Here is a 20,293-nt window from a genome sequence, read left to right as displayed (position 1 = left end):
TTCAGGCCGACCCGAGCTCGCCGCTCAGGCGGCGGTGGAAGGCGGCCGCAGCGTCGGTCATGCCCTCCAGCTCCACCGTGGTGCCCCGCTGCGCGTACTTCGTGACGATGGCGTCGAGCGCGGCGACCGTCGAGGCGTCCCACACGTGGGTTCGGGAGAGGTCGATCACGACGTGCGGGGGATCGGACGCGTACTCGAACTGGGTGGTGAGGTCGTTGCTCGAGGCGAAGAACAGCTGTCCGTCGACGCGGTAGCGCGCCGTGGCGCCGTCGAGGGTGCGTGTCACCGTCGTGAAATGCGCGACGCGCCGCGCGAACAGCACCATGGCGGCCAGGACGCCGAGGACGACGCCCACCGCGAGATTGTGGGTCCACACCGTGGCGACGACCGTGACGAGCATGACGGCTGTCTCGCTGAGCGGCATGCGGCGCAGCGTCGCCGGGCGGATGCTGTGCCAGTCGAACGTCATGGCCGACACCACGATCATGACGGCCACGAGGGCCGCCATCGGAATGAGCCCCACGATGTCGCCGAGCGCGACGACGAGCACCAGCACCCACACGCCCGCGAACAGGGTCGAGATGCGCGTGCGGCCGCCCGAGGTCTTGACGTTGATCATCGTCTGGCCGATCATCGCGCAGCCGCCGGTGCCGCCGAAGAACGCCGACACGACGTTCGCCACGCCGAGACCCCACGCCTCGCGCGTCTTGCGCGAGTGCGTGTCGGTGAGGTCGTCGACGAGCTTCGCGGTCATGAGCGACTCCAGCAGCCCGACGAGCGCCGCGGCGAACGCGAACGGCGCGACGATCTGCAGCGTCTGCCACGTCAGCGGCACGTGCGGGATCAGCAACTCGGGCAGGCTGCGCGGCAGCTCGCCCTGGTCGGCGACGTCCGGCACCGAGATCCCGAAGGCCACGACCGCCGCCGTCAGGAGCACGATCGCGACGAGCGGGGCCGGGATCGCGCGCGTGATGCGCGGCCACACCAGCAGGACGCCCAGCCCCGCGGCGACGAGGACGTACACGGGCCACGGCACGTCGATGAGCTGCGGCACCTGCGACAGGAAGATGAGGATCGCGAGCGCGTTGACGAAGCCGACCATGACGCTGCGCGGAATGAAGCGCATGAGGCGGGCGACGCCCAGCACGGCGAAGAGCACCTGGATCAGCCCCGCGAGCGCGATCGTCACGATGAGGTAGTCGGGCCCGTGCTCACGCGCGACCGGGGCGATCACGAGGGCGACGGCACCCGCTGCGGCGGTGATCATCGCCGGGCGCCCGCCCGTGAAGGCGATCACGACGGCCAGCACGAACGACGAGAACAGGCCCACGCGGGGGTCGACCCCCGCGACGACCGAGAACGCGATCGCCTCGGGGATCAGCGCGAGCGCCGTGACGAGCCCCGCGACGACTTCGCGCGTCAGCAGCCGGGGGCTGCGCAGCGCCTGCAGCACGGTGGGCGTGACACGGTAGCGGTCGTGGGGTTCAGCGGTGGCGGCAGACACGGGGACTCCAGTCGGGTGCGCGCCGTTGCGCCGCAGAGGATGTTCAGGCGGGATGCCGCGACCCGCGCGGCCCCCACGACTCTAGTCGCCGCGATAATCGACGGCCGTGCGGTGCGTCAAGGGGGTGTCTCCGTGGGCGAGGGCTCCCTACAGTCGGACGAGTGGTGGACCGAGCCCGCGCCCAGCCCGACCACTCGGGTTTTCGCGCCGATATCCAGGGACTGCGTGCGATCGCGGTCGGGGCGGTGCTGCTGTATCACGCCGGGGTCCCGTTCCTCCCGGGCGGATACGTTGGCGTCGATGTCTTCTTCGTGATCTCGGGCTTCCTCATCACGACGCACCTGCTCCAGCAGCTGCAGCAGCATGGCCGGCTGCGCTTCGGCACGTTCTACGCGCGGCGCGCGCGGCGCATCCTGCCCGCCGCCTTCGTGGTGCTGGCACTGACCGTCGCGGCGGCGCTCGTCTGGTACCCGCCGCTGCTCATGAAGGACGTCTGGGCGGCGGCCGTCGCCACCGCGCTGTACGTTCCGAACTACTTCTTCGCGCTCGCGGATTCGGACTACCTCGCCGAGTCGTCCAACCCGTCGCTGTTCCAGCACTACTGGTCGCTCGGTGTCGAAGAGCAGTTCTACCTGCTGTGGCCGGCGCTGCTCGCGCTGGTGTGGGCGCTGGTGCGGTCACGGCGCGTCCTCGTCGTCGTCCTCGCCGTGATCGTGGTCTGTTCCTTCGCCTGGTGCGTCTGGCTGACGGCCGCCGCGCAGCCATGGGCGTTCTTCTCGCTGCCGTCCCGTGCGTGGGAACTCGGAGTCGGCGGCCTCGTCGCCGCCCTGCTCCAGCATCGCCCACGGCTGGGCAGCGCGCGGTGGGCGCCGATCGCCGGGTGGGCCGGGATCGCGGGGGTGGCGGCATCCATCGTCCTGTTCTCGTCCGACACGACGTTCCCCGGCGTCGCGGCCGCCCTGCCGGTGCTCGGAACCGCGGCGGTCATCGCCGCCGGTGAGACCCGTGGCGGGCCGACCCGCGTGCTGTCGACGCGGGCTATGGTGCTGATCGGCACGATCTCGTACTCGCTGTACCTCGTGCACTGGCCCGCGCTTGTGCTGCCGGGAGCGGTGGTGCCGGGGCCGCTGCCGCTGTGGGCGACGCTGCTGATCGCCGCGGCATGCGTGCCGGCGGCGTGGCTGCTGTACCGGTTCGTCGAGGACCCCGTCCGCCGGGCGCCCGTGCTCACGAAGCGGCGGGCGCGCGTCACACTGGTCGGCGCGCTCGCCGGGTCGCTGGCGTGCCTGGGCATCGCGAGCGGTGCGTACGCGGTCGCCGACACGAAGGCCCTGCACGCCGAGAAGGCGGCGGAGGGAACCGTGATCAGGCAGCTCCCGAGCGGCACCGACTTCGTGCCCGACAACCTCGCGCCCGACCTGCGCGACGCGCGAGAGAGCCTTCCCGCCGTGTACGACGACGGCTGCATGCGCGGCATCGCCGCCACGGACGCCCGCGGCTGCCGCTACGGCGACGAGGCGGCGCCCGTCATCGTCCTGTTCGGAGACTCGCACGCGGCGCAGTGGTTCCCCGCGCTGCAGCGGTTCGCCGAGTCGGCGGGGTACGCGGTCGAGGTGCAGACCAAGAGCTCATGCCCCGCGGCCGACATCGAGACGCTGCGCCGCGGCGCGCCCTACCCGCAGTGCCCGACCTGGCGCGACGCGGTCATCGACCGCATCAACGCCGACCCTCCGGCGCTCGTCCTCGTGGCGACGTACGGAGGCGCGCAGCTCGCACCCGGCGTCGACGACGACGCGAAGACCTGGGATGCCGCACTCGGCCGCACCCTCGACGCCCTGCACGCGCCGACCGCCGTGATCGCCGACACGCCCGACCTGCGGGAGGATCCGGCGCCCTGCCTGTCGGCGCACCTGTCGGATGCCGAGACGTGCGGACGCGACCGCGCCGTCGCGCTCTCGGGTCCCGCCCGCGAGGCGGAGGTGACGGCGACGTCGGAGCGCGGCATCCCGCTCCTGGATCTCAACGGCTATCTGTGCGATGCGACGCAGTGCCCGCCGATCCTCGGCAACACCCTCGTCTACCGCGACTCGCACCACCTCACGGCGGCGATCAGCGGCGACCTCTCGGGCGTGCTGGGCGATGCGCTCCGCCCGCTGCTGGTCACGCCGGCGCCGTGACGCGGCGGCAGGTCACGGGATCAGCCCGAACGCGTCGTCGAGGATCGCGAAGAGGCCCATCCCCGCGAACACCAGTCCGAGCACGATCCAGATCCAGTGCACCCGCTCGGTGAGCCGCCGCCCCGGGACGGCGACGCCGCGGGGCGGCCGGAGGATGCGCACTCGGGCGCCGTCCGTCACGACGCGGGTCTCGCCGAGGCGCGCGTCCCGCCAGCGCTGCCATTGCGCGACCTGGGCGGTGAGCGCAGCGATCGTCGCGAACACCCATTCCCACACCTCCGGCTCGAGCGTCGAGAGGTCGCTGCGCGAGTAGAGCAGCAGCCGGTCGTCGACGATCTCGACGTCGAGGGCGGCAGCGCGGTCCACGAATCGCGCCATGACATCCGGTGTGAACAGATAGAGGGCGTCGCGCTCGTAGCCCGCCGGCGCGTACAGCGTGAAGTGGCGGTCGAAGTCGCCCTCCAGGCTGAGCCGCTGCGCCGGGTCGAGTGAGACCGGAAGGTTCGACAACGTGAGCGCATCGTTGGCTGTCGCATCCAGCACCAGGTGGGGGAGCGTCGTCCCGAGCCTCACGGTGGCGAACCCCCAGCGGTGGGTACGGCGGTTCTTGCCGCTGCCGGTGGAGAAGGTCTGGTTGCCGACCACGAGGCCGCCGGCATCCCTCACCACGTCCCAGGCGACCTGCGCATCCCGCGCGCCGAAGATCATCCCCGGAAGCTCCAGGCGGCCCGCAACAGGCGTGTAGGTCAGTCCGTTCCCGGCCGCGAAGCGCGACAGGCGCCACTGCCGCCGGCCGCTGCGGCGCGCGAGGTCTCGCGCGACGGCGACGGCGGTCAGGGCGATGAGACCGACGGCGAGTCCGATCGCCCCGGCTGCGACGACGACATCGTCGACGGTGACCTCGCCCGTGCCGAGCAGCAGCCACGCGAAGAATCCCGCCAGGAAGGCCGACGCCGCCGCGAGCACGACGCGGGGCCACCAGATCGCGTGGACGGGGCCGCGGATGGCGGCGGGGAGGGTCTCGCGGTACGCGGCAAGGCCGTCGCGGTCCACCGGCTCCGTCAACGCCGACGTGTCGAGGGAGGTCGCCAGCACGCCCTTCACGCTAGCCGAGCACAGCGCTCAGTCCTCGCTGGAGTGCAGGCCGCGGCGCGTCGAGAGGATGGTGAACTCCGGATGCTCGTCGGCGACGAGCCGTTCGGCCCGATCGAGCACGTCCCGCACGTGGGGCAGGTCCGCGCCGACGGCGGAAACCCCGACGACGGCGCGTCGGTGCAGGTCGTGCGCACCCGCCTCGGCCACCGCCACCTCGGTCCGGCGACTCAGATCGGCCAGCAGCGGGCGCAGCAGGCCGCGCTTCTCTTTCAGCGAGTGCACGTCGCCCAGCAGCAGGTCGAACTCGATCCATCCGATCCACATGGGCATCAGTCTGCCCCGAACCGGGTCGAGGGGCGAACCGCTGGAACTGACTAGCCGACTGCGGGAAGGTCGTCGGGATACACGATCTCGATCTCGGGGATGGAGCGGGGGAAGTCCTTGCGATTATTCGTCACGAACCGGTCGGCTTCGGAGGCGATCGCCGTTGCGAGATGGGCGGCGTCTGCTGCACGCAGGTTGTGCTCGGCGGCAAGGATCACCGACAGGCGCGCGGTGGGCTCGTCGAACGGGCGGAGGTCCATGCGGGCGAGGACGCTCAGCAGAGCCTCGACCTCGGCGGAGCCGGGACCGTCGCGCAACGGCTTCGCCAGCACCTCGGGAAGGAGCAGCACCGATCCGACACTGTCGGTCCGTGCATCGTCGAGGACACCCCGGACCCGTGCGCCGAGTGGATGGTCGCGGACGGCCGCATAGATCAGCACGTCGGCGTCGAACGCGATGGTCACCGTCCGCGCGACCTCGAGTGTTGGGCCTCGGCGGTGAGCTCGCCTACGCGAGTCGGGTCGATCTCCGCCGGTGAGGCGGGCTGGGCGCGCAAGCTCGCGAGGCGCGCCCCCAGCTCGTCCGCCCGTTCCCACATCTGAGGCGCCCGCCGGGCGCGAAGAGCCTCCGGGCTCACGAGTACCGCGACGACGCGTCCGTGACGCGTGATGGCCACCTCTTCCCCCTGCGCGACGCGGTCGAGTTGTGCCGGGAGCGTCTGCCGGGCCGTGCTCGCGCTGATGGTCACCATGCCCCGTATTGTACGTAATTGTACGTTGATGTACGAGCCTGAATCCGCCGCGAGACGTCAGGCTGCAGAGCGGCGCGCGCGAACTCGCGCAGCACGGGCGGGACGACCCACGATCCGTCGTCTGCGTGGTCGAGGCCCAGCACCGACAGCACCTCGATGAGCCCGCGGACATCGTCGAGGAATCGACCGGCCGGGTCGCCGGCTCGCTGTCGCGCCCGTGTCGCTGCAGGGTGGGCGGGTCCATAGCCGTCGGACACCGACGCGCCCGCGTGCCTCCAGTCCCACGGCAGGCCGAGGCCGTCGGCCTCGACGGTCGAGATCACATGCTCGACGCCCGCGGCTCGGGCCTCGAGGACTGCGTTCTGGATCGTGGTCGTCACCAGGTCGTGCCAGGTTCCCGCGGGAGAGGCAAGGCACTCGCACCGTTGGCCGCAGTCGTCCGCCTCCCGGGGCCATCGGTACTCGGTTGCGACGGCATGCCTGGCGTTCAGGAGTTCGTACGCGTGGGCGACATCGCGAGTGCCGGTTCGCGGATCAGCAAGGCTGCCGTCCGCGATTGCGAGCAACAGCAGTTCAGCAGCAGGTGGTGGTGTACCGAGGCTGCCGCTCTGCCGCACGGCCTCGGCCAGCGCCGACCACAGTGCGGGGGCTGACGTGATGACGTCGGCTGCGGATTTCTTCGCCCGCAGGCGACCGTGTCGGGTGTACAGCAGCCGAAGCCTCTTCGCGATCGCCGCGGTGGACCGAATCCGATCCTCGCCGACGCCGAGGACGAGTGCCGCATCGGTCGCGAACGACGTCTCGGGGGTGCCGTCCGACAGGGGGATCCCGTCGGTGTGCGCGCGCCCCACGATCCACCCCAGAACGCGCACGAACTCCGTCATCTCGTCGGTCGTGACCACAGTCGGAAGATCGAGACCTGCGGCCGCGATGCGTGCGCGCGCACCCGGCTGGGCGACAACCGGGAGCTGCGCGACGAACGAGGGCAGGCCCGGGGCCGTGAGCGGGCCCGCACCGAGCATCTCGTCGAGCCGATCTTGGATGGACGCAGCATCGAACGCCTCAGTCTCGGTCGGGGCCCATGGTCCGCGAAGCCAGGACAGATGCTGCAGGAACACCGCGTGCTGAGGATGCTCGGGATCGTCGAGGGCGTCAGCGAGGACCGTGTGCTCGTACTCGCCGCGTGAGCATGGCAGTGGAGCGCGTCCCTCACCATCGACCACCCGGGCAGGTGGTTCGGAAGCCGCCACGATGTCGTCGATGCCGGGCGCGATGGTGACCGCCCAGCCGGTGTCGCACGTGTGAGCGAGGACGAGCGTGCCCGCCTCTGCAAGCGTCGTGCCGATCCGAGCTGTGGCCTCGTCGATGACCGTCGGGTCGCGGAAGTCGATCATCGTCCACTTGTCGCCCCACCGCCGTCGTGGCCGCAACCCGCCTGATCGCTCGATGCGGTCGGTGAACAGATGGTGAGCGCATCGCGGGCCGTCGAGCAGCACCCTGACGACGCGGTGGAGGTCTGCGAGCGTCAGATCTCGATCGACCACCACCTCGCGCCAGATCGTGGCGGAATGACTCGCAAGTGTGAGCTTCAGGTGGACGACATGGCGCAGAACGGGGGAACGCATGGCGAAAAGCTACGACTCGCGCGGTGGCTCACGGTCGCCGCTCCGTCGATCGGTGGAGGACGCGCCTTCGTGCCCGCCTGGGGAGGAAGCTCGGGAGAGTGGATGCTGGCGGCCGCGGCATCCACTCTCCCTCAGCCGTCCGGCCGCGGGCGCGTAGCCTGAGGGCATGCATCGGATCTACTCGCTGCCGTTCGCCTCGGTGTATCCGCTCTACGTCACGAAGGTGGAGAAGAAGGGGCGCACGACCGCCGAGCTCGACGAGGTCATCGAGTGGCTCACCGGCTTCGACGACGCGGCGCTGGCGCAGCACATCGATGAGCGCACGACGCTCGAGGACTTCTTCGCTGAGGCCGACCTCAACCCGAACGCCTCGCTCATCACGGGGGTCATCTGCGGCATGCGTGTCGAAGAGATCGAGGATCCGCTCATGCAGAAGATCCGGTACATGGACAAGCTCGTCGACGAGCTCGCGCGCGGCAAGGCGATGGAGAAGATCCTGCGCGGCGCCTGAGCAGGCAGGCCGCGGCCGAGACGCCGGACGGGACGCGCCCTGTGGACGCGTCCCCTCCGGATGAAGCGGTGGCTCTGGTGAGCCGGTGAGTCAGTACCAGCCGGTCGACTGCGAGTGGCCCCACGCGCCGCACGGCGTGCCATAGCGACCCGAGATGTAGCCCAGGCCCCACGCGATCTGCGTCGCGGGGTTGGTCTGCCAGTCGGCGCCGTAGGTGCTCATCTTGCTGCCGGGCAGCGCCTGCGGGATGCCGTACGCACCGCTCGGGTTGGACGCGTTGTAGCGCCAGCCGGACTCCTTGTTCCACAGCGAGACGAGGCACGCGAACTGGTCGTCGCCCCAGCCGTAGCCGGCGATCATGGCACGGGCGGTCGCCTGCGCCTCGCCGGCGCTGGTGCCGCTGGCGGCGTACGACGGCGCGGGGGCGGACGAGCCGCTCGACTTCTTCGGCGCGGCCGCCTGAGCGGCCTTCGCCTTCTCGGCAGCTGCCGCGGCGGCGGCCTCTGCTTCGGCACGGGCCTTCGCCTCCGCCTCCTGCTGCGCCTTGAGGGCGACGGCGGCGTCGAGCTTGCCGCGCAGCCCGGCGGCCTGCTCGTTCACGGATGCGGTGAGGCTCGTGACGGCGGCGGTGAAGTCGTCCGCGTACAGGGCCGGGAACGCCTCGGCGCGCTGCAGCTGCTCGACGGCGGTCTGCAGCTCGCTCGTGTCGACGGTGGTGTCGGGCGTGCCGACGTCCAGACCGGACGCGGCGATGTCAGAGGTGACGGTCGAGGCGGCCGTCATGGCTGCCGTGGCGGCGGTGACGGCGTCGTCCGCGCCGGCCGGGGCGTCGGCGCCCGCGATGTCGGCGGTGAGAGGGGTGGAGTAGGAGGCGAGGGCGAAGTCCGGCTGGGAACCGGAGGCCGAAGCCAGCGAAGCGGGGGCGGCCGTGGTGAATCCGGCCGTAGCGACGAGACCCAGCGCGAGGGTCGCGACGATCAGGACGGGGCGGCGGCGCAGACGGCGTTCGGCACGGCGGAGCGTGCGGCGGGCGGGCAGGAATGTCGTATGGGAGCGCATGAAAAACCGGGTTCCGTATCAGCGAAATGCGTCATCGGGAGACGCGTCGTGCCCGTTCGGGCGGACACAAGTCCCCGAGTCTTGCCCCGCTTTCTGGACGCTTCCGGTGCGTTACCTGAACGTTACATGTGAGCGGTTCTGTCGAAAAGGCCAGATCACGACGCTGCGTCCTGCAGCCGGCGCCGCCTGGGAACCCCCTCCGAACTACGATCGAGAGACCGTCCGACCCGACTCAGGAGGCTCCTCCGTGCCTGTGACCGCCCCCGCCGCTTCAGCCTCCGCTGCCGCCCACGCCGACGATCTCTCCGCGTTCGTCACGGCCTCGCCGTCGAGTTTCCACGCCGCGGCGGAGGTCGCGCGACGCCTCGAAGACGCGGGGTTCACGCGGCTGGACGAACACGCCGGGTGGCCCGCGGCCCCGGGCGGCCGGTTCGTGGTGGTCCGCGACGGCGCGGCGATCGCGTGGGTCGTGCCGGACGGTGCCACGGCATCGACGCCGGTGCGCATCTTCGGCGCGCACAGCGACTCGCCGGCGTTCAAGCTCAAGCCGCGCCCGACGACAGGACGCCTGGGCTGGCTGCAGGCCGGCGTCGAGGTGTACGGCGGGCCGCTGCTCAACTCGTGGCTCGACCGCGAGCTGCGCCTGGCGGGCCGTCTCGTGCTCGACGACGGCACGACCGCGCTCGCGGCGACCGGCCCGCTGCTGCGGCTGCCGCAGCTCGCGATCCACCTCGACCGTGAGGCCAACGACCACCTCGCCCTCGACAAGCAGTCACAGACGCAGCCGGTGTGGGGGCTCGGTGAGGCCGACTCGGCCGACCTGCTGGCCGAGCTCGCCCGCGAGGCCGGCGTCGACGCGGCCCGCATCCGCGGCTACGACATCGTGACCGCCGATGCGGCGCCCGGTGCGCGCTTCGGACGCGACGGCGTGTTCTTCGCCTCGGGCCGTCTGGATGACCTCGCCTCGGTACATGCCGGCGTCGTCGCCCTCGAACGCGCCGCGGACGGGTTCGACGCCGGGCACATCGCGATGCTCGCGGTCTTCGACCACGAGGAGGTCGGCTCGGGCACCCGTTCCGGCGCCGCCGGTCCGTTCCTGTCGGATGTGCTCGAGCGGGTGTGGCTGTCGCTCGGCGCGGACCGCGAGCAGCAGCTGCGCGCGCTCGCCGCGTCGTGGTGCGTGTCGAGCGACGTCGGGCACTCGGTGCACCCCAACTACGCCGAGAAGCACGACCCGGTGGTGCGGCCGCTGCTGGGGTCGGGGCCGATCCTCAAGATCAACGCGAACCAGCGGTACGCCACGGACGCGGCCGGAGCCGCGGCGTGGAACGGCTGGTGCGCGGCGGCCGGCGTGACGAGCCAGGAGTTCGTCTCGAACAACGCGGTGCCGTGCGGGTCGACGATCGGCCCCATCACGGCGACCCGTCTGGGAATCCGGACCGTGGACGTCGGCATCCCGATCCTGTCGATGCACTCGGCACGGGAGCTCGCGGGCGTCAGCGATCTGTGGGACCTCACGCGCGTCGCCGAGACGTTCTTCCGCGGCTGAACCGTCCTGCGCGGGCCCGGTGTCGCCCGGCCCGGTGTCGCCGGCCGGGCGTAGCCTGAACGGGTGCCGCAGTCCATGACTTCCGGGACGGTGCTCGGCGCCCGCGCGCAGCTCGCGGCGCTCGCCGAGGCGTCTGCCGGGCCGCTGATCGATCTGCCCGCCGTCGACGAGCCGCGGCCCGCGGCGGTGCTCATGCTCTTCGGTGTGCTCGACGGCCTGCCGAGCGACCACGAGGCGCAGGCGCACGCGGTCTCTCGCGATCTCGATGTGCTGCTGCTCTCGCGCGCCGAGACGCTCCGCGCGCATCCCGGCCAGGTGGCGTTCCCGGGCGGTCGGCTCGACCCCGGCGACGACGGGCCCGTGGCCGCCGCACTTCGTGAAGCGCGGGAAGAGACCGGGCTTGACCCGGCGGGCGTCGAGGTGCTGGGCGAGCTGCCCGAGATCCCGCTCGCGTTCTCGCGGCACCTCGTGACGCCCGTGCTCGCGTGGTGGCGGCATCCCTCGCCGGTCCGGGTCGTCGACGAGGCCGAGTCCGCCGACGTGTTCCGGGCCCCCGTGGCCGACCTGCTCGCTCCCGAGAACCGCGGCGTCACGGTCATCCGCCGCGACGGCCAGGAGTTCCGAGGCCCGGGCTTCCTCGTGCCGCACCCGTCCGGCGATCATCTGGTGTGGGGGTTCACCGCGATGCTGCTCGAGGGCCTGTTCGACCGCCTCGGCTGGACCGAGCCGTGGGATGACCGGCGCGAGCTGCCCCTCGTCCTGCCCGGCCAGGACTGACCCGCGTCAGCGGTAGCGGTAGTGGTCGGCGCTGGAGCGCACCCACGTCGCGAAGCGCTCTGCCGCGGTCTCGTTCCCCGGCGAGAACGGCGCGGCCCACACCTGGGCTGTGCTGCTGACCACCAGATGCGGCAGCGTGCGCACCACCTCACGATGGAGGCTGCGCGGCGTGATCGGACCCGACGGCCCGAACAGGCGTCGTTCGACCGCCGTGCGGGTGAACGCGGGGTCGCGCAGCAGCGCGTCGCCGGTCGCGACGCTCGCCGTCACCTCGCTCACGGGACGGCTGAGATCGCCGAAGTGGATCCAGCGTCCGTCGACCACGATGCCCGCGAACTCCTGCTGCTGGCCGCTGTACCGCACGTCGCGGGTCCACTGCCGACCGTCCCACCAGCGGGTGCGCCCGCGCTGATCGTCGTACCAGCCGGCCTGTGCCGGACCTGAGCCGCGGACGCCGGCATCCGATCGCAATTCGATCTCGCCCTCGCGCAGATCGATGTACTGGTCGGTCCAGTGCGTGCCGTCCCACCAGCGCTGCTTGCCGGTTCCGTCGTCGTACCACCCCGGTGCGGGCTGCGTCGCCATGGTCCGAGAGTAGTTCGTGTCGGCGGCCCTCGTCCCCTGCCGGTCGCGGCAGACTGGGGCGATGCCCTCGATCGACGAACTGGTCCCCGCCGACCGCCGCCATCTGCTCGAGCTGCCCGTCTACGGCCACCTCGGCACCATCCGTCCGAACGACACCGTGCAGGTGAACCCGATGTGGTTCGAAGTCGTCGGCGATCAGGTGCGCTTCACCCACACCACGTACCGGCAGAAGTACCGCAACCTGCAGCGCAATCCTTCGATGGCGCTGTCGATCATCGACCCCGAGCAGCCGTTCCACTACCTCGAGGTCGCAGGCCGGCTGGTCGAGGTGATCCCCGACCCCGAGGGAGCGTTCTACGTGCGGCTGCAGAACCGCTACGGCAACCCCAGCACGACTCCGCCGCGCGACAAGGCCGACCGCGTGATCCTCGTGATGTCGATCGAGCGCGCGACGGCGCAGTAGTCCGCCCCGCCGAACACGGAAGGGGGATGCCGCGGCTCGCGGCATCCCCCTTCGTCCGGTGTCGGGGCGTCAGGCGTCGACGCGCGCGGCCGCCACGGCGGCGCGCAGGCCGTCGGCGACCGAGGTGGTCGGACGACGGATGAGGCGCGCGAGCGTGGGGTCGGCGTCGGCGAGCACGCCGCGGGCGATGCCGTCCTCCATCGCGGCGACGAAGCCGACGGTGCCCGCGTCGAGGCCCGCCTCCGTAAGCGCGGCCTCGAACTGCTCGCGCGTCACCGGCACGTAGGAGACATCGCGGCCGACGGCCTCGGCTGCGGCCGCGGCGAGCTCGGCGTACGACACGGCCGTGTCGCCCGAGAGCTCATACGTGCGGCCGACGTGCCCGTCCTCGACGAGCACCACGGCGGCCGCGTCGGCATAGTCGGCGCGGCTCGCGGCGGCCACGCGGCCGTCGCCGACGGACGCCGCGATGACGCCCGTCTCTGCGGCACGCAGCGCATCGGGCGTGTAGTTCTCGATGTACCAGTTGTTGCGGAGCACGACGGCGGGGACGCCGCTGGCCGCGAGGTACTCCTCGGTGGCCTTGTGCTCGGGGGCGAGCACGAAGTCGATCGTGTCCGCGTGCGCCAGACTCGTGTACACGAGCTTCGCGATCCCCGCCGCCGCGGCCGCGTCGATCACGTTCTTGTGGCCGTCGTACCGCGTGCCCGGCTCGGACCCCGAGATGAGCAGCACGGTGTCGACGCCGTCGAGGGCGGCGGCCACCGTCTCGGGCACGGAGTAGTCGAGTGCGACGGTGCGGATCCCGCGGTCTTCGAGGTCTGCGACCTTCGAGATCGTGCGGGCTCCGGCGACGATGTCGCCCGGGGCGACGCCGCGATCCAGGAGGGCGTCGATGACGAGGTGGCCGAGCTGTCCGCCGGCGGCGGTAACGAGGATGGTCATGGGGATCCTTTCGACGGGGGTCGCGTTTCGCGATCACCGACGCCAACGCCGCTGTCGTGCAGATGCATTCCGCGACGGAGGTACCCACTTTCAGGTAAGGTACCCACGTGGTGGTGAGTTTTGCGGAGATCCGCGCCGAAGTGCCCGGCGCTTTCGACGAGGCATGCCCGACCCGCGTCGTGCTCGATCACGTCATGAGCAAGTGGGGCGTGCTCGTGCTGATGGCGCTCACCGAGGGGACCACGCGCTGGGGCGAACTGCGGCGTCGGGTGGAGGGCATCAGCGAGAAGATGCTCGCCTCCACGCTGCGGACGCTCGAGAAGGACGGCTTCGTCTCGCGCACGTCGTATCCGGAGGTGCCGCCGCGCGTCGAGTACGCGCTGACGCCCCTCGGCGATGAGCTCATGGAGCGGATGATGCCGCTCATGGCCTGGATCGGCGTGAACGCGCGGGAGATCGTCGCCGGCTGAGCCGTCGCGCCGCGCTAAGGTGGTCGGCATGGGAATGATCAAGAGCGCGCCGATGATGGCGTGCCCGTTCTTCGTCCGCGACCGTCGCGCCTGACGGCGCCCTCGCGACACACGCGGCAGCGCGCCGTCATCCGGATGCCCAGGCATCCGTCGCGCGCCCCTGGTCCGTCCACGGACCGCACACCCACGGCGTGCGCCGGGTGCTCCGACTTCTTCTCCGGAGCGCTCCCATGCGAAACCGTTCACTCCACGGCGGCCGACACGAGCTCGGCCAGAACTTCCTCATCCACCGTGCGACGATCCAGGGGATCGTCGATCTCGTCGCCGCCACGCGCGGACCGATCCTCGAGATCGGCGCCGGTGACGGCGCGCTGACCGATCCTCTCGCCCGACTGGGTCGGGAACTCGTCGCGATCGACCTCGACGAGCACCGCGTGCGGAGCCTGCGGCGCCGCCTGCCGCACGTGCGCGTCGAGCATGCCGACGCCCTGCGCCATCCTCTGGACAGTGCTGTCGTGGTCGGGAACGTGCCGTACCACGTCACCACGCCGATCCTGCGGCGCCTGCTCGCAGGGGGAGGGTGGCAGCAGGCGATCCTCCTCACGCAGTGGGAGGTGGCGCGCAAGCGCGCGGGCGTCGGCGGCGCGACGATGATGACCGCGCAGGCGGCGCCGTGGTTCTCCTTCTCGCTCCACGGCCGCGTGCCCGCGCGGCACTTCGCCCCGATGCCGAGCGTCGACGGCGGTGTGCTGCGCATCGACCGCCGATCGACACCGCTCGTCGATCCGCACGATCGGCGTGACTACGAAGGATTCGTCCGCGCGATGTTCACGGCGCGGGGGAGCGGCCTCCCGGCGCTGCTGCAGCACAGCACCCGCCTCACGAGGGCGCAGGCGCGCGCCGTCGTGAGGCAGGCAGGGCTCGCGTCCGACGCGCTGCCCCGCGACCTGCGCCCCGAGCAATGGGCTGCGGTGTGGCGTGGGGTCGCGCAGGCACTGCGCGGGCGCGAGGCGTGACGCGTCGCGGCCGGACCGCCGTCGATGGAGGACTGTCGCGCTGTCGGATGGCGACGCTAGCGTGGGGCGGACAGCCCGCTGACCGCACCGGAGGTGCCCATGTCATCCGTCGTCGCCACGATGTCGATCTCGCTCGACGGGATCGGCTCGGGACACCACCAGACCGAGGAGCGACCGTTCGGCGATGTGCCCGAGGGAGCGCTGCACCGGTGGATGTTCGAGACTCCCGACGAGAACCGCGCCGAGATCGACGCCATCGTGGCGGCCGGGGCCTTCATCATGGGGCGCAACATGTTCGGTCCGGTGCGCGGCGAGTGGGATCGCGACTGGCGCGGGTGGTGGGGGCCGAACCCGCCGTACCACCGGCCTGTCTTCGTGCTCACGCACCATGCGCGCGACCCGCTCGTGATGGAGGGCGGCACGACGTTCCACTTCGTCACGGACGGCATCCACGCGGCTCTCGATCGGGCCAAGGACGCCGCGGGCGACCTGCCGGTGCACATCGCCGGCGGGCCGACGACGACGAACGCCTACCTGGCCGCCGGCCTCGTCGACGAGCTCGCCCTGCAGATCTCGCCGAGCATCCTCGGCGACGGGCTGCGGCTCTTCGACGGCGTCGGCCCGCTGCGGCTGGAGCAGATCGCGGGGCGTGCGGCATCCCTCGTCACTCACGTGCGGTACCGCGTGCTGCCGGCCGACGGGGCGGCGACCGTCCCGTGACGCCGCACGAGCTCACGCGCGATCAGGCACGCCGCCTCATCGTCCGTGCGCAGCTGCTCGACGCCGACCGGCCCGGCGACGTGATCGAGGTGGCCGAGCAGCTCACCGCGATCAAGATCGACCCGACCGCGACGATCGCCCCCAGCGAGCAGACCATCCCGTGGTCTCGGATCGGCTGGTCGTACGAGCCTGGTCAGCTGCGCAAGGCGGCCGAGCAAGACCGGCTGCTCTTCGAGTTCGACGGTGCGTTCCGCCCCATCAGCCTGCTGCCCCTCATGCTGCCGGCCATGCGGAGGTGGCCGCAGCGCGAGAGCAGCCGGGAATGGCTCGAGGCCAACGCGGTGTTCCGCGCCGAGGTGCTCGCGCGCCTCCGCGACGAGGGACCTCTCCTCACGAGCGACATCCCCGACACCGCACAGGTGAACCGTGCGCCGGACGGGTGGTCGGGCACGAACCAGGTGCCGCACATGCTCGACTTCCTGCTGCGTCAAGGGGAGGTCGCGGTCGTCGGCCGCGAGGGCCGGCATCGACGGTGGGACCTCGCGGAGCGCGTCTACCCGAAGGACCTTCCCGAGTACGGCGACGAGGAGGCCGCGCGGATGCTGTCGGAGCGACGGCTGCAGGCCGGCGGGGTCGCCCGTGCGCACTGGTGGTGGTCGGGCATCGCGAAAGAGACCGGCGAACCCGCGCTGGTCGAGGGGGCGAAGTACCGGGTCGACCCCGAGGCTCTCGCCGCCCTCGATGACGACAGCGGCGGCCGCGTCGCGTTCCTGAACCCGTACGACAGCCTGCTGTTCGACCGCCGCCGCCTGCAGGAGGTGTTCGAGTTCACGTACGTCTTCGAGCAGTTCAAGCCGAAGGCGCAGCGGATCTACGGCTACTTCGCGCATCCGATCCTGCTGGGGGATCGCTTCGTCGGGATGCTGGACGCCGAGGTCGACCGCGCCCACGAGGTGCTGCGCGTCAATGCCATTCATGAGTTCCTGCCGTTCGAACCCGAAGAGATGGACATGGTGCGCGCCGAGATCGCCGACCTCGCCGAGTGGCTCGGCGTCGGAGTCTCGGGCCTGCAGTGAACCCGACGTGAGGCGGCTACGCTCGACGGCGTGATGCCCCGCACGCTAGCCCATGACGCCGTCCTCCGCGAAGCCCGGCCGGGCGACGAACCCGGCATCCTGGCCTGCATCCGGGCACTCGCCGAGTACGAGCGCGAGCCCGACGCGGTCGAGAACACCGTGGACGCGCTCCGCGAGACACTCTTCGGCCAGACGCCGCAGGCGTTCGCGCACGTCGTCGAGCGCGGTGGCGCCGTCGTCGGCATCGCCCTGTGGTTCGTCACCTACTCGACGTGGACCGGACGGCACGGCATCTGGCTCGAGGACCTCATCGTGCTGCCCGAGTGCCGCGCCGCCGGCTACGGCAAGGCGCTCATCGCCTCGCTCGCCGCCGTGTGCGAGGAGCGAGGCTACTCGCGGCTGGAGTGGACGGTGCTGGACTGGAACGAGCCTGCGATCGGGTTCTACCGCTCCATCGGCGCCACGCCGATGGACGAGTGGACCACGCAGCGCCTCACCGGCGATGCGCTGAGAGCGCTCAGCGCGACGCTCGAGGCCTGATCCGGCCGTCCTGATCCGCCGTCGGCGCTGTCCGGCTTGACGGCGGCTCTCTCACGTCCTACAGTTTCTTCACGACTTAACAAAGGAGTGAAGTAATGCCGGCAGCGCGACCGCAGACCGACGTCACCCGGACGGCGATCCTGGCGCACCTCGGTGCCCACGGTCCCGCGTCGCGCGCCGATCTCGCGCGCGCCCTCGACGTCTCGCCGGCGCTCATCACGCAGCTGACGCGCGATCTGCTGGCGGACGATCTCGTGGAGGAACTGGAACAGGCGAGCAGCAGCGGGGGGCGCCCCGCGCGCATGCTCGGCCTGGTCTCGCAGGACGCGACCGCGATCGGCGTGAAAGTGGCGCCCGACCACCTCGCGATCGTCGAGGTGGGCATCGACGGGAACGTGCTGCGTTCCGAGACGAGCGGGTTCGACGCGATCTCGCCGCTGGCGACGTCTGCTCTCGTCGAACGCGTGCGGGACTTCGTCGCCGCCGACGGTGCGGGTCGCATCGTCGGCGTCGGCGTCGGGCTGCCGGGCACGGTCGCCGAGCGTGGCATCGGCATCGTCGACTCGACGCAGCTCGGCTGGAACCAGGTGCCTCTCGGCGAGATCCTGCGACGCGGACTCGATCTTCCCGTCGTCGTCGAGAACAACGTCAACGCCCTCAGCGTCGCGGAGCAGCTGTTCGGCCAGGGCCGCGCACACCGGAACGTACTGGTGGTCACGATCGGCAACGGCGTCGGCGCCGGGCTGATCTCGGACGGCGCGATGGTGCGCGGACGCGCCGGCGGGGCCGGCGACCTGGGCCACATCCCCGTGCGAGAGGACGGCCCGCTCTGCCAGTGCGGAAATCGGGGGTGTCTGGAGGCCATCATCGGACAGGGCGCTCTCGTCAACGATGCCCGGTCGATCCGGCTCGTCGGCCCCCAGGAGGGCATCGACGAACTGCGGTCACTCGCCGACGGCGGCAACGAGGACGCACGTGAGATCTTCGCCCACGCGGGACACCAGCTCGGCCGCGCGCTCGCCGGCGCTGTCAACCTGCTGGACCCCGACATCGTCGTGCTGCTCGGCGAAGGAGTGCAGGCGTGGTCGCACTGGACGGCGGCGTTCGACCGTGCTCTGCGCAGCGCCCTCGTGCCCGGAAAGCGGGGCACACCGGTGGTGGTCGAGCAGTGGGAGGACGATCGCTGGGCGCAGGGCGCCGCCGCCCTCGTGCTCGCGACGCCGTTCGACGCGCGCGGCGTCGCGGGCGACCAGGGACGCCTCGTGCGGGAACGTCTCGTGGCTTCGATGGAGGCGAAGTCGTGACGACCATCGCGCTGCGGTCGGCGGCATCCGAGTCCCCGCCACCTGACCAGCCGGCCGACTCCCCGCGGCCTCGGTCCCGGCGTCGCAGGGCGACCTACGCCCTCACGGTGGCGGTCTTCCTCTTGCCGAGCCTGATCCCGCTGCTCGCCTTCGTGATCGGGCCGATGATCTCGGCGGCGTGGACGAGCCTGCACTCGTGGAACCTCATCGGCGCCATGCAGTGGGTGGGTCTCGACAACTATGCTCACCTGCTCACCGACCCCGCGACGCACCAGGCGTTCCTGCACACGGTGTACTACATCGTCGGCTATCTGCCACTCGTGTACGTCGGCGGCCTGGCGCTGGCGCTCGCCTTGAACACGCGCCTGCGCGGCCGCGCGCTGCTGCGCGGGGTCTACTTCCTGCCCGTCATCACGAGCTGGGTGGTCGTCGCCCTCGTCTGGCGTTGGCTGCTCAACCCGAGCACGGGCGTGGTGAACACCGTGCTCGCGTGGTTCGGCGTCGAGGGGCCGGGGTGGTGGGCCGACCCCGCATGGTCCATGCCGTCGATCATCGTGGCGTCGGCGTGGAAGGACCTCGGCTTCGTCATGGTGATCCTGCTCGCCGGTCTGCAGGCCATCAACCCCGACCTGTACGAAGCAGCCGAGATCGACGGCGCGGGGTGGTGGCGACGTCTGTTCGGGATCACGCTGCCGATGCTGTCGCCGTCGACGTTCTTCGTCATCGTGCTGTCGCTCATCAACGGCTTCCAGGTCTTCGACCAGGTGTTCGTGATGACCGGCGGCGGCCCGAACAACTCGAGTCAGGTGGTGGTGCAGCAGGTCTACGATCTGACGTTCCGCTACGGGCAGGCCGGGATGGCCTCGGCGCTCTCGTGGCTGCTGTTCTTCGTGATCCTGATCGTCACGCTCGTCCAGTTCTACGGCCAGCGCAAGTGGGTGAACTATGACTAAGCCGCTGCGCACGACCCTGCTGTACGTCGTCCTCGTCGTCGGCGCGCTGATCATGGTGTTCCCGTTCGTGTGGACCGTCGTCACCTCGATCACGCCCGGTGCGACACTCACGACGACGCCCAAGCTCATCCCCGACGACCCGTCGCTCTCGCCGTACCTGGAGCTGTTCGACCGTGTGCCCTTCGCGCGGGTGATCGGCAACTCGCTGCTCATCGCCGTCGTCAGCACCCTGCTGCAGGTCGTCACGAGCGCGATGGCCGCCTACGTGTTCTCGCGCATGCCGTTCCGGGGCCGCGGTGCGATCTTCGTGCTGTACCTCGCGACGATGATGATCCCGTTTCAGGTGCTCATCGTGCCGCTGTTCGCCGAGATGAAGACCCTCGGCCTCATCAACACGTATCTGGGGGCCATCCTGCCCACGATCGCCTCGGCGTTCGGTGTCTTCCTGCTCCGTCAGGCGATGAACACGGTGCCGCACGACCTGGATCAGGCGGCGACCCTCGACGGCGCCGGCCACTTCCGCATCTTCTGGGTGATCGTGCTGCCGCTGGTCCGGCCGGCGCTCGCGACCCTCGCGGTTTTCGCGTTCCTCAACACGTGGAACAGCTTCCTGTGGCCGCTCATCATCCTGCGGGACCCGCTGATGCAGACGCTGCCCGTCGCGCTGTCGACGCTGCAGGGCCAGTACTCGACGCAGTGGGACGTGCTCATGGCGGGATCCGTCATCAGCATCATCCCGATGTTCGCGCTCTACGTCTTCGCCCAGAAGTACATCGTTCAGGGCGTCGCGGGGACGGGGCTGAAATGACCCGGCAGCACGTCCCGAACACCTCACCGCAACGATCGAAG

Annotated in this window: 22 protein-coding genes; 13 read left to right on the top strand and 9 right to left on the bottom strand. The window is 71.0% G+C overall.

Going from position 1 to position 20,293, the window contains the following annotated elements:
* Position 1: 1 nt before the first annotated feature.
* Positions 2 to 1,504 carry a SulP family inorganic anion transporter gene (locus tag JNB62_RS17195; RefSeq protein ID WP_220302123.1) on the bottom strand — a complete coding sequence of 501 codons (1,503 nt, stop codon included), beginning with the start codon at positions 1,502 to 1,504 and terminating at the stop codon, positions 2 to 4.
* Between the two features lie 161 nt (positions 1,505 to 1,665).
* On the opposite strand from JNB62_RS17195, the gene JNB62_RS19645 reads away from it, so the two are divergent.
* On the top strand, positions 1,666 to 3,681 hold the full coding sequence (locus JNB62_RS19645; protein WP_308291839.1) for an acyltransferase family protein: 2,016 nt from the start codon (positions 1,666 to 1,668) through the stop codon (positions 3,679 to 3,681).
* 12 nt (positions 3,682 to 3,693) lie between these two features.
* Here the strand turns inward: JNB62_RS19645 and JNB62_RS17185 are convergent, their stop codons facing one another.
* Genes JNB62_RS17185 through JNB62_RS17165 form a run of 5 tightly spaced genes read right to left on the bottom strand, consistent with a single transcriptional unit; the run spans position 3,694 to position 7,476 of the window.
* Positions 3,694 to 4,776: a hypothetical protein gene (locus tag JNB62_RS17185; protein WP_220302122.1), complete on the bottom strand. Its 1,083-nt coding sequence runs from the start codon at positions 4,774 to 4,776 to the stop codon at positions 3,694 to 3,696.
* 27 nt (positions 4,777 to 4,803) lie between these two features.
* The gene (locus tag JNB62_RS17180) at positions 4,804 to 5,100 is read right to left on the bottom strand and encodes a DUF503 domain-containing protein (protein ID WP_220302121.1); all 297 of its coding nucleotides are present in this window, start codon (positions 5,098 to 5,100) and stop codon (positions 4,804 to 4,806) included.
* A 50-nt stretch (positions 5,101 to 5,150) separates the two neighbouring features.
* The gene (locus JNB62_RS17175) at positions 5,151 to 5,564 is read right to left on the bottom strand and encodes a type II toxin-antitoxin system VapC family toxin (protein ID WP_220302120.1); all 414 of its coding nucleotides are present in this window, start codon (positions 5,562 to 5,564) and stop codon (positions 5,151 to 5,153) included.
* Positions 5,561 to 5,851: a type II toxin-antitoxin system Phd/YefM family antitoxin gene (locus tag JNB62_RS17170; RefSeq protein ID WP_220302119.1), complete on the bottom strand. Its 291-nt coding sequence runs from the start codon at positions 5,849 to 5,851 to the stop codon at positions 5,561 to 5,563. The genes JNB62_RS17175 and JNB62_RS17170 overlap by 4 nt, the downstream gene beginning before the upstream one ends.
* Entirely contained in the window at positions 5,845 to 7,476 is a 1,632-nt protein-coding gene (locus JNB62_RS17165; protein ID WP_220302118.1) for a plasmid pRiA4b ORF-3 family protein, read from the bottom strand. The genes JNB62_RS17170 and JNB62_RS17165 overlap by 7 nt, the downstream gene beginning before the upstream one ends.
* A gap of 166 nt (positions 7,477 to 7,642) precedes the next feature.
* Between JNB62_RS17165 and JNB62_RS17160 the strand changes: the two genes are divergently transcribed.
* Positions 7,643 to 7,987 carry a DUF2200 domain-containing protein gene (locus JNB62_RS17160; protein ID WP_220302117.1) on the top strand — a complete coding sequence of 115 codons (345 nt, stop codon included), beginning with the start codon at positions 7,643 to 7,645 and terminating at the stop codon, positions 7,985 to 7,987.
* A 90-nt stretch (positions 7,988 to 8,077) separates the two neighbouring features.
* On the opposite strand, the gene JNB62_RS17155 is transcribed toward JNB62_RS17160, so the two are convergent.
* Positions 8,078 to 9,046 carry a lytic transglycosylase domain-containing protein gene (locus JNB62_RS17155; RefSeq protein ID WP_220302116.1) on the bottom strand — a complete coding sequence of 323 codons (969 nt, stop codon included), beginning with the start codon at positions 9,044 to 9,046 and terminating at the stop codon, positions 8,078 to 8,080.
* A gap of 247 nt (positions 9,047 to 9,293) precedes the next feature.
* On the opposite strand from JNB62_RS17155, the gene JNB62_RS17150 reads away from it, so the two are divergent.
* Positions 9,294 to 10,595, top strand: a complete 1,302-nt coding sequence (locus JNB62_RS17150; RefSeq protein ID WP_374451158.1) for a M18 family aminopeptidase — start codon at positions 9,294 to 9,296, stop codon at positions 10,593 to 10,595.
* Positions 10,596 to 10,670: 75 nt separating this feature from the next.
* Positions 10,671 to 11,372 (top strand): NUDIX hydrolase, encoded by a 702-nt coding sequence (locus tag JNB62_RS17145; RefSeq protein ID WP_220302154.1) that lies wholly within the window; start codon positions 10,671 to 10,673, stop codon positions 11,370 to 11,372.
* A gap of 6 nt (positions 11,373 to 11,378) precedes the next feature.
* On the opposite strand, the gene JNB62_RS17140 is transcribed toward JNB62_RS17145, so the two are convergent.
* Positions 11,379 to 11,957 carry a DUF2510 domain-containing protein gene (locus tag JNB62_RS17140; protein WP_220302115.1) on the bottom strand — a complete coding sequence of 193 codons (579 nt, stop codon included), beginning with the start codon at positions 11,955 to 11,957 and terminating at the stop codon, positions 11,379 to 11,381.
* A gap of 61 nt (positions 11,958 to 12,018) precedes the next feature.
* On the opposite strand from JNB62_RS17140, the gene JNB62_RS17135 reads away from it, so the two are divergent.
* Positions 12,019 to 12,420 carry a PPOX class F420-dependent oxidoreductase gene (locus tag JNB62_RS17135; RefSeq protein WP_220302114.1) on the top strand — a complete coding sequence of 134 codons (402 nt, stop codon included), beginning with the start codon at positions 12,019 to 12,021 and terminating at the stop codon, positions 12,418 to 12,420.
* 69 nt (positions 12,421 to 12,489) lie between these two features.
* On the opposite strand, the gene JNB62_RS17130 is transcribed toward JNB62_RS17135, so the two are convergent.
* Entirely contained in the window at positions 12,490 to 13,365 is an 876-nt protein-coding gene (locus JNB62_RS17130) for an NAD(P)H-binding protein (protein ID WP_220302113.1), read from the bottom strand.
* Between the two features lie 107 nt (positions 13,366 to 13,472).
* Between JNB62_RS17130 and JNB62_RS17125 the strand changes: the two genes are divergently transcribed.
* From JNB62_RS17125 to JNB62_RS17090, 8 genes are all read left to right on the top strand, one after another.
* Positions 13,473 to 13,835 carry a winged helix-turn-helix transcriptional regulator gene (locus tag JNB62_RS17125; RefSeq protein ID WP_220302112.1) on the top strand — a complete coding sequence of 121 codons (363 nt, stop codon included), beginning with the start codon at positions 13,473 to 13,475 and terminating at the stop codon, positions 13,833 to 13,835.
* A 230-nt stretch (positions 13,836 to 14,065) separates the two neighbouring features.
* Entirely contained in the window at positions 14,066 to 14,851 is a 786-nt protein-coding gene (gene erm, locus JNB62_RS17120; protein ID WP_220302111.1) for a 23S ribosomal RNA methyltransferase Erm, read from the top strand.
* 99 nt (positions 14,852 to 14,950) lie between these two features.
* Positions 14,951 to 15,571 carry a dihydrofolate reductase family protein gene (locus JNB62_RS17115; protein WP_220302110.1) on the top strand — a complete coding sequence of 207 codons (621 nt, stop codon included), beginning with the start codon at positions 14,951 to 14,953 and terminating at the stop codon, positions 15,569 to 15,571.
* A complete protein-coding gene (locus tag JNB62_RS17110) occupies positions 15,568 to 16,647 on the top strand; it encodes a DNA glycosylase AlkZ-like family protein (RefSeq protein WP_220302109.1) in 1,080 nt (359 codons plus the stop codon). The genes JNB62_RS17115 and JNB62_RS17110 overlap by 4 nt, the downstream gene beginning before the upstream one ends.
* A 33-nt stretch (positions 16,648 to 16,680) precedes the next feature.
* The gene (locus tag JNB62_RS17105; protein ID WP_220302108.1) at positions 16,681 to 17,187 is read left to right on the top strand and encodes a GNAT family N-acetyltransferase; all 507 of its coding nucleotides are present in this window, start codon (positions 16,681 to 16,683) and stop codon (positions 17,185 to 17,187) included.
* A 95-nt stretch (positions 17,188 to 17,282) separates the two neighbouring features.
* Positions 17,283 to 18,491, top strand: coding sequence for an ROK family transcriptional regulator (locus tag JNB62_RS17100; protein ID WP_220302107.1), 1,209 nt, complete (start codon positions 17,283 to 17,285; stop codon positions 18,489 to 18,491).
* Positions 18,488 to 19,444 carry a carbohydrate ABC transporter permease gene (locus tag JNB62_RS17095; RefSeq protein WP_220302106.1) on the top strand — a complete coding sequence of 319 codons (957 nt, stop codon included), beginning with the start codon at positions 18,488 to 18,490 and terminating at the stop codon, positions 19,442 to 19,444. Before JNB62_RS17100 ends, JNB62_RS17095 begins: the two co-directional genes overlap by 4 nt.
* On the top strand, positions 19,437 to 20,252 hold the full coding sequence (locus JNB62_RS17090; protein WP_220302105.1) for a carbohydrate ABC transporter permease: 816 nt from the start codon (positions 19,437 to 19,439) through the stop codon (positions 20,250 to 20,252). The genes JNB62_RS17095 and JNB62_RS17090 overlap by 8 nt, the downstream gene beginning before the upstream one ends.
* Positions 20,253 to 20,293 lie beyond the last annotated feature (41 nt).

The organism is Microbacterium jejuense, from assembly GCF_019511665.1.
Classification (GTDB): domain Bacteria; phylum Actinomycetota; class Actinomycetes; order Actinomycetales; family Microbacteriaceae; genus Microbacterium; species Microbacterium jejuense_A.
Note: the sequence above shows the minus strand (reverse complement) of the source record. Positions and strands in the feature narration are given on the sequence as shown.

Coding starts and splice junctions, on each gene's coding strand:
- JNB62_RS17145 (WP_220302154.1), top strand. CDS start 10,671: ATGACTTCCGGGACGGTGCTCGGCGCCCGCGCGCAGCTCGCGGCGCTC.
- JNB62_RS17160 (WP_220302117.1), top strand. CDS start 7,643: ATGCATCGGATCTACTCGCTGCCGTTCGCCTCGGTGTATCCGCTCTAC.
- JNB62_RS17170 (WP_220302119.1), bottom strand. CDS start 5,851: ATGGTGACCATCAGCGCGAGCACGGCCCGGCAGACGCTCCCGGCACAA.
- JNB62_RS17115 (WP_220302110.1), top strand. CDS start 14,951: ATGTCATCCGTCGTCGCCACGATGTCGATCTCGCTCGACGGGATCGGC.
- JNB62_RS17105 (WP_220302108.1), top strand. CDS start 16,681: ATGCCCCGCACGCTAGCCCATGACGCCGTCCTCCGCGAAGCCCGGCCG.
- JNB62_RS17130 (WP_220302113.1), bottom strand. CDS start 13,365: ATGACCATCCTCGTTACCGCCGCCGGCGGACAGCTCGGCCACCTCGTC.
- JNB62_RS17135 (WP_220302114.1), top strand. CDS start 12,019: ATGCCCTCGATCGACGAACTGGTCCCCGCCGACCGCCGCCATCTGCTC.
- JNB62_RS17090 (WP_220302105.1), top strand. CDS start 19,437: ATGACTAAGCCGCTGCGCACGACCCTGCTGTACGTCGTCCTCGTCGTC.
- erm (WP_220302111.1), top strand. CDS start 14,066: ATGCGAAACCGTTCACTCCACGGCGGCCGACACGAGCTCGGCCAGAAC.
- JNB62_RS17100 (WP_220302107.1), top strand. CDS start 17,283: ATGCCGGCAGCGCGACCGCAGACCGACGTCACCCGGACGGCGATCCTG.
- JNB62_RS17165 (WP_220302118.1), bottom strand. CDS start 7,476: ATGCGTTCCCCCGTTCTGCGCCATGTCGTCCACCTGAAGCTCACACTT.
- JNB62_RS17180 (WP_220302121.1), bottom strand. CDS start 5,100: ATGTGGATCGGATGGATCGAGTTCGACCTGCTGCTGGGCGACGTGCAC.
- JNB62_RS17140 (WP_220302115.1), bottom strand. CDS start 11,957: ATGGCGACGCAGCCCGCACCGGGGTGGTACGACGACGGAACCGGCAAG.
- JNB62_RS17155 (WP_220302116.1), bottom strand. CDS start 9,046: ATGCGCTCCCATACGACATTCCTGCCCGCCCGCCGCACGCTCCGCCGT.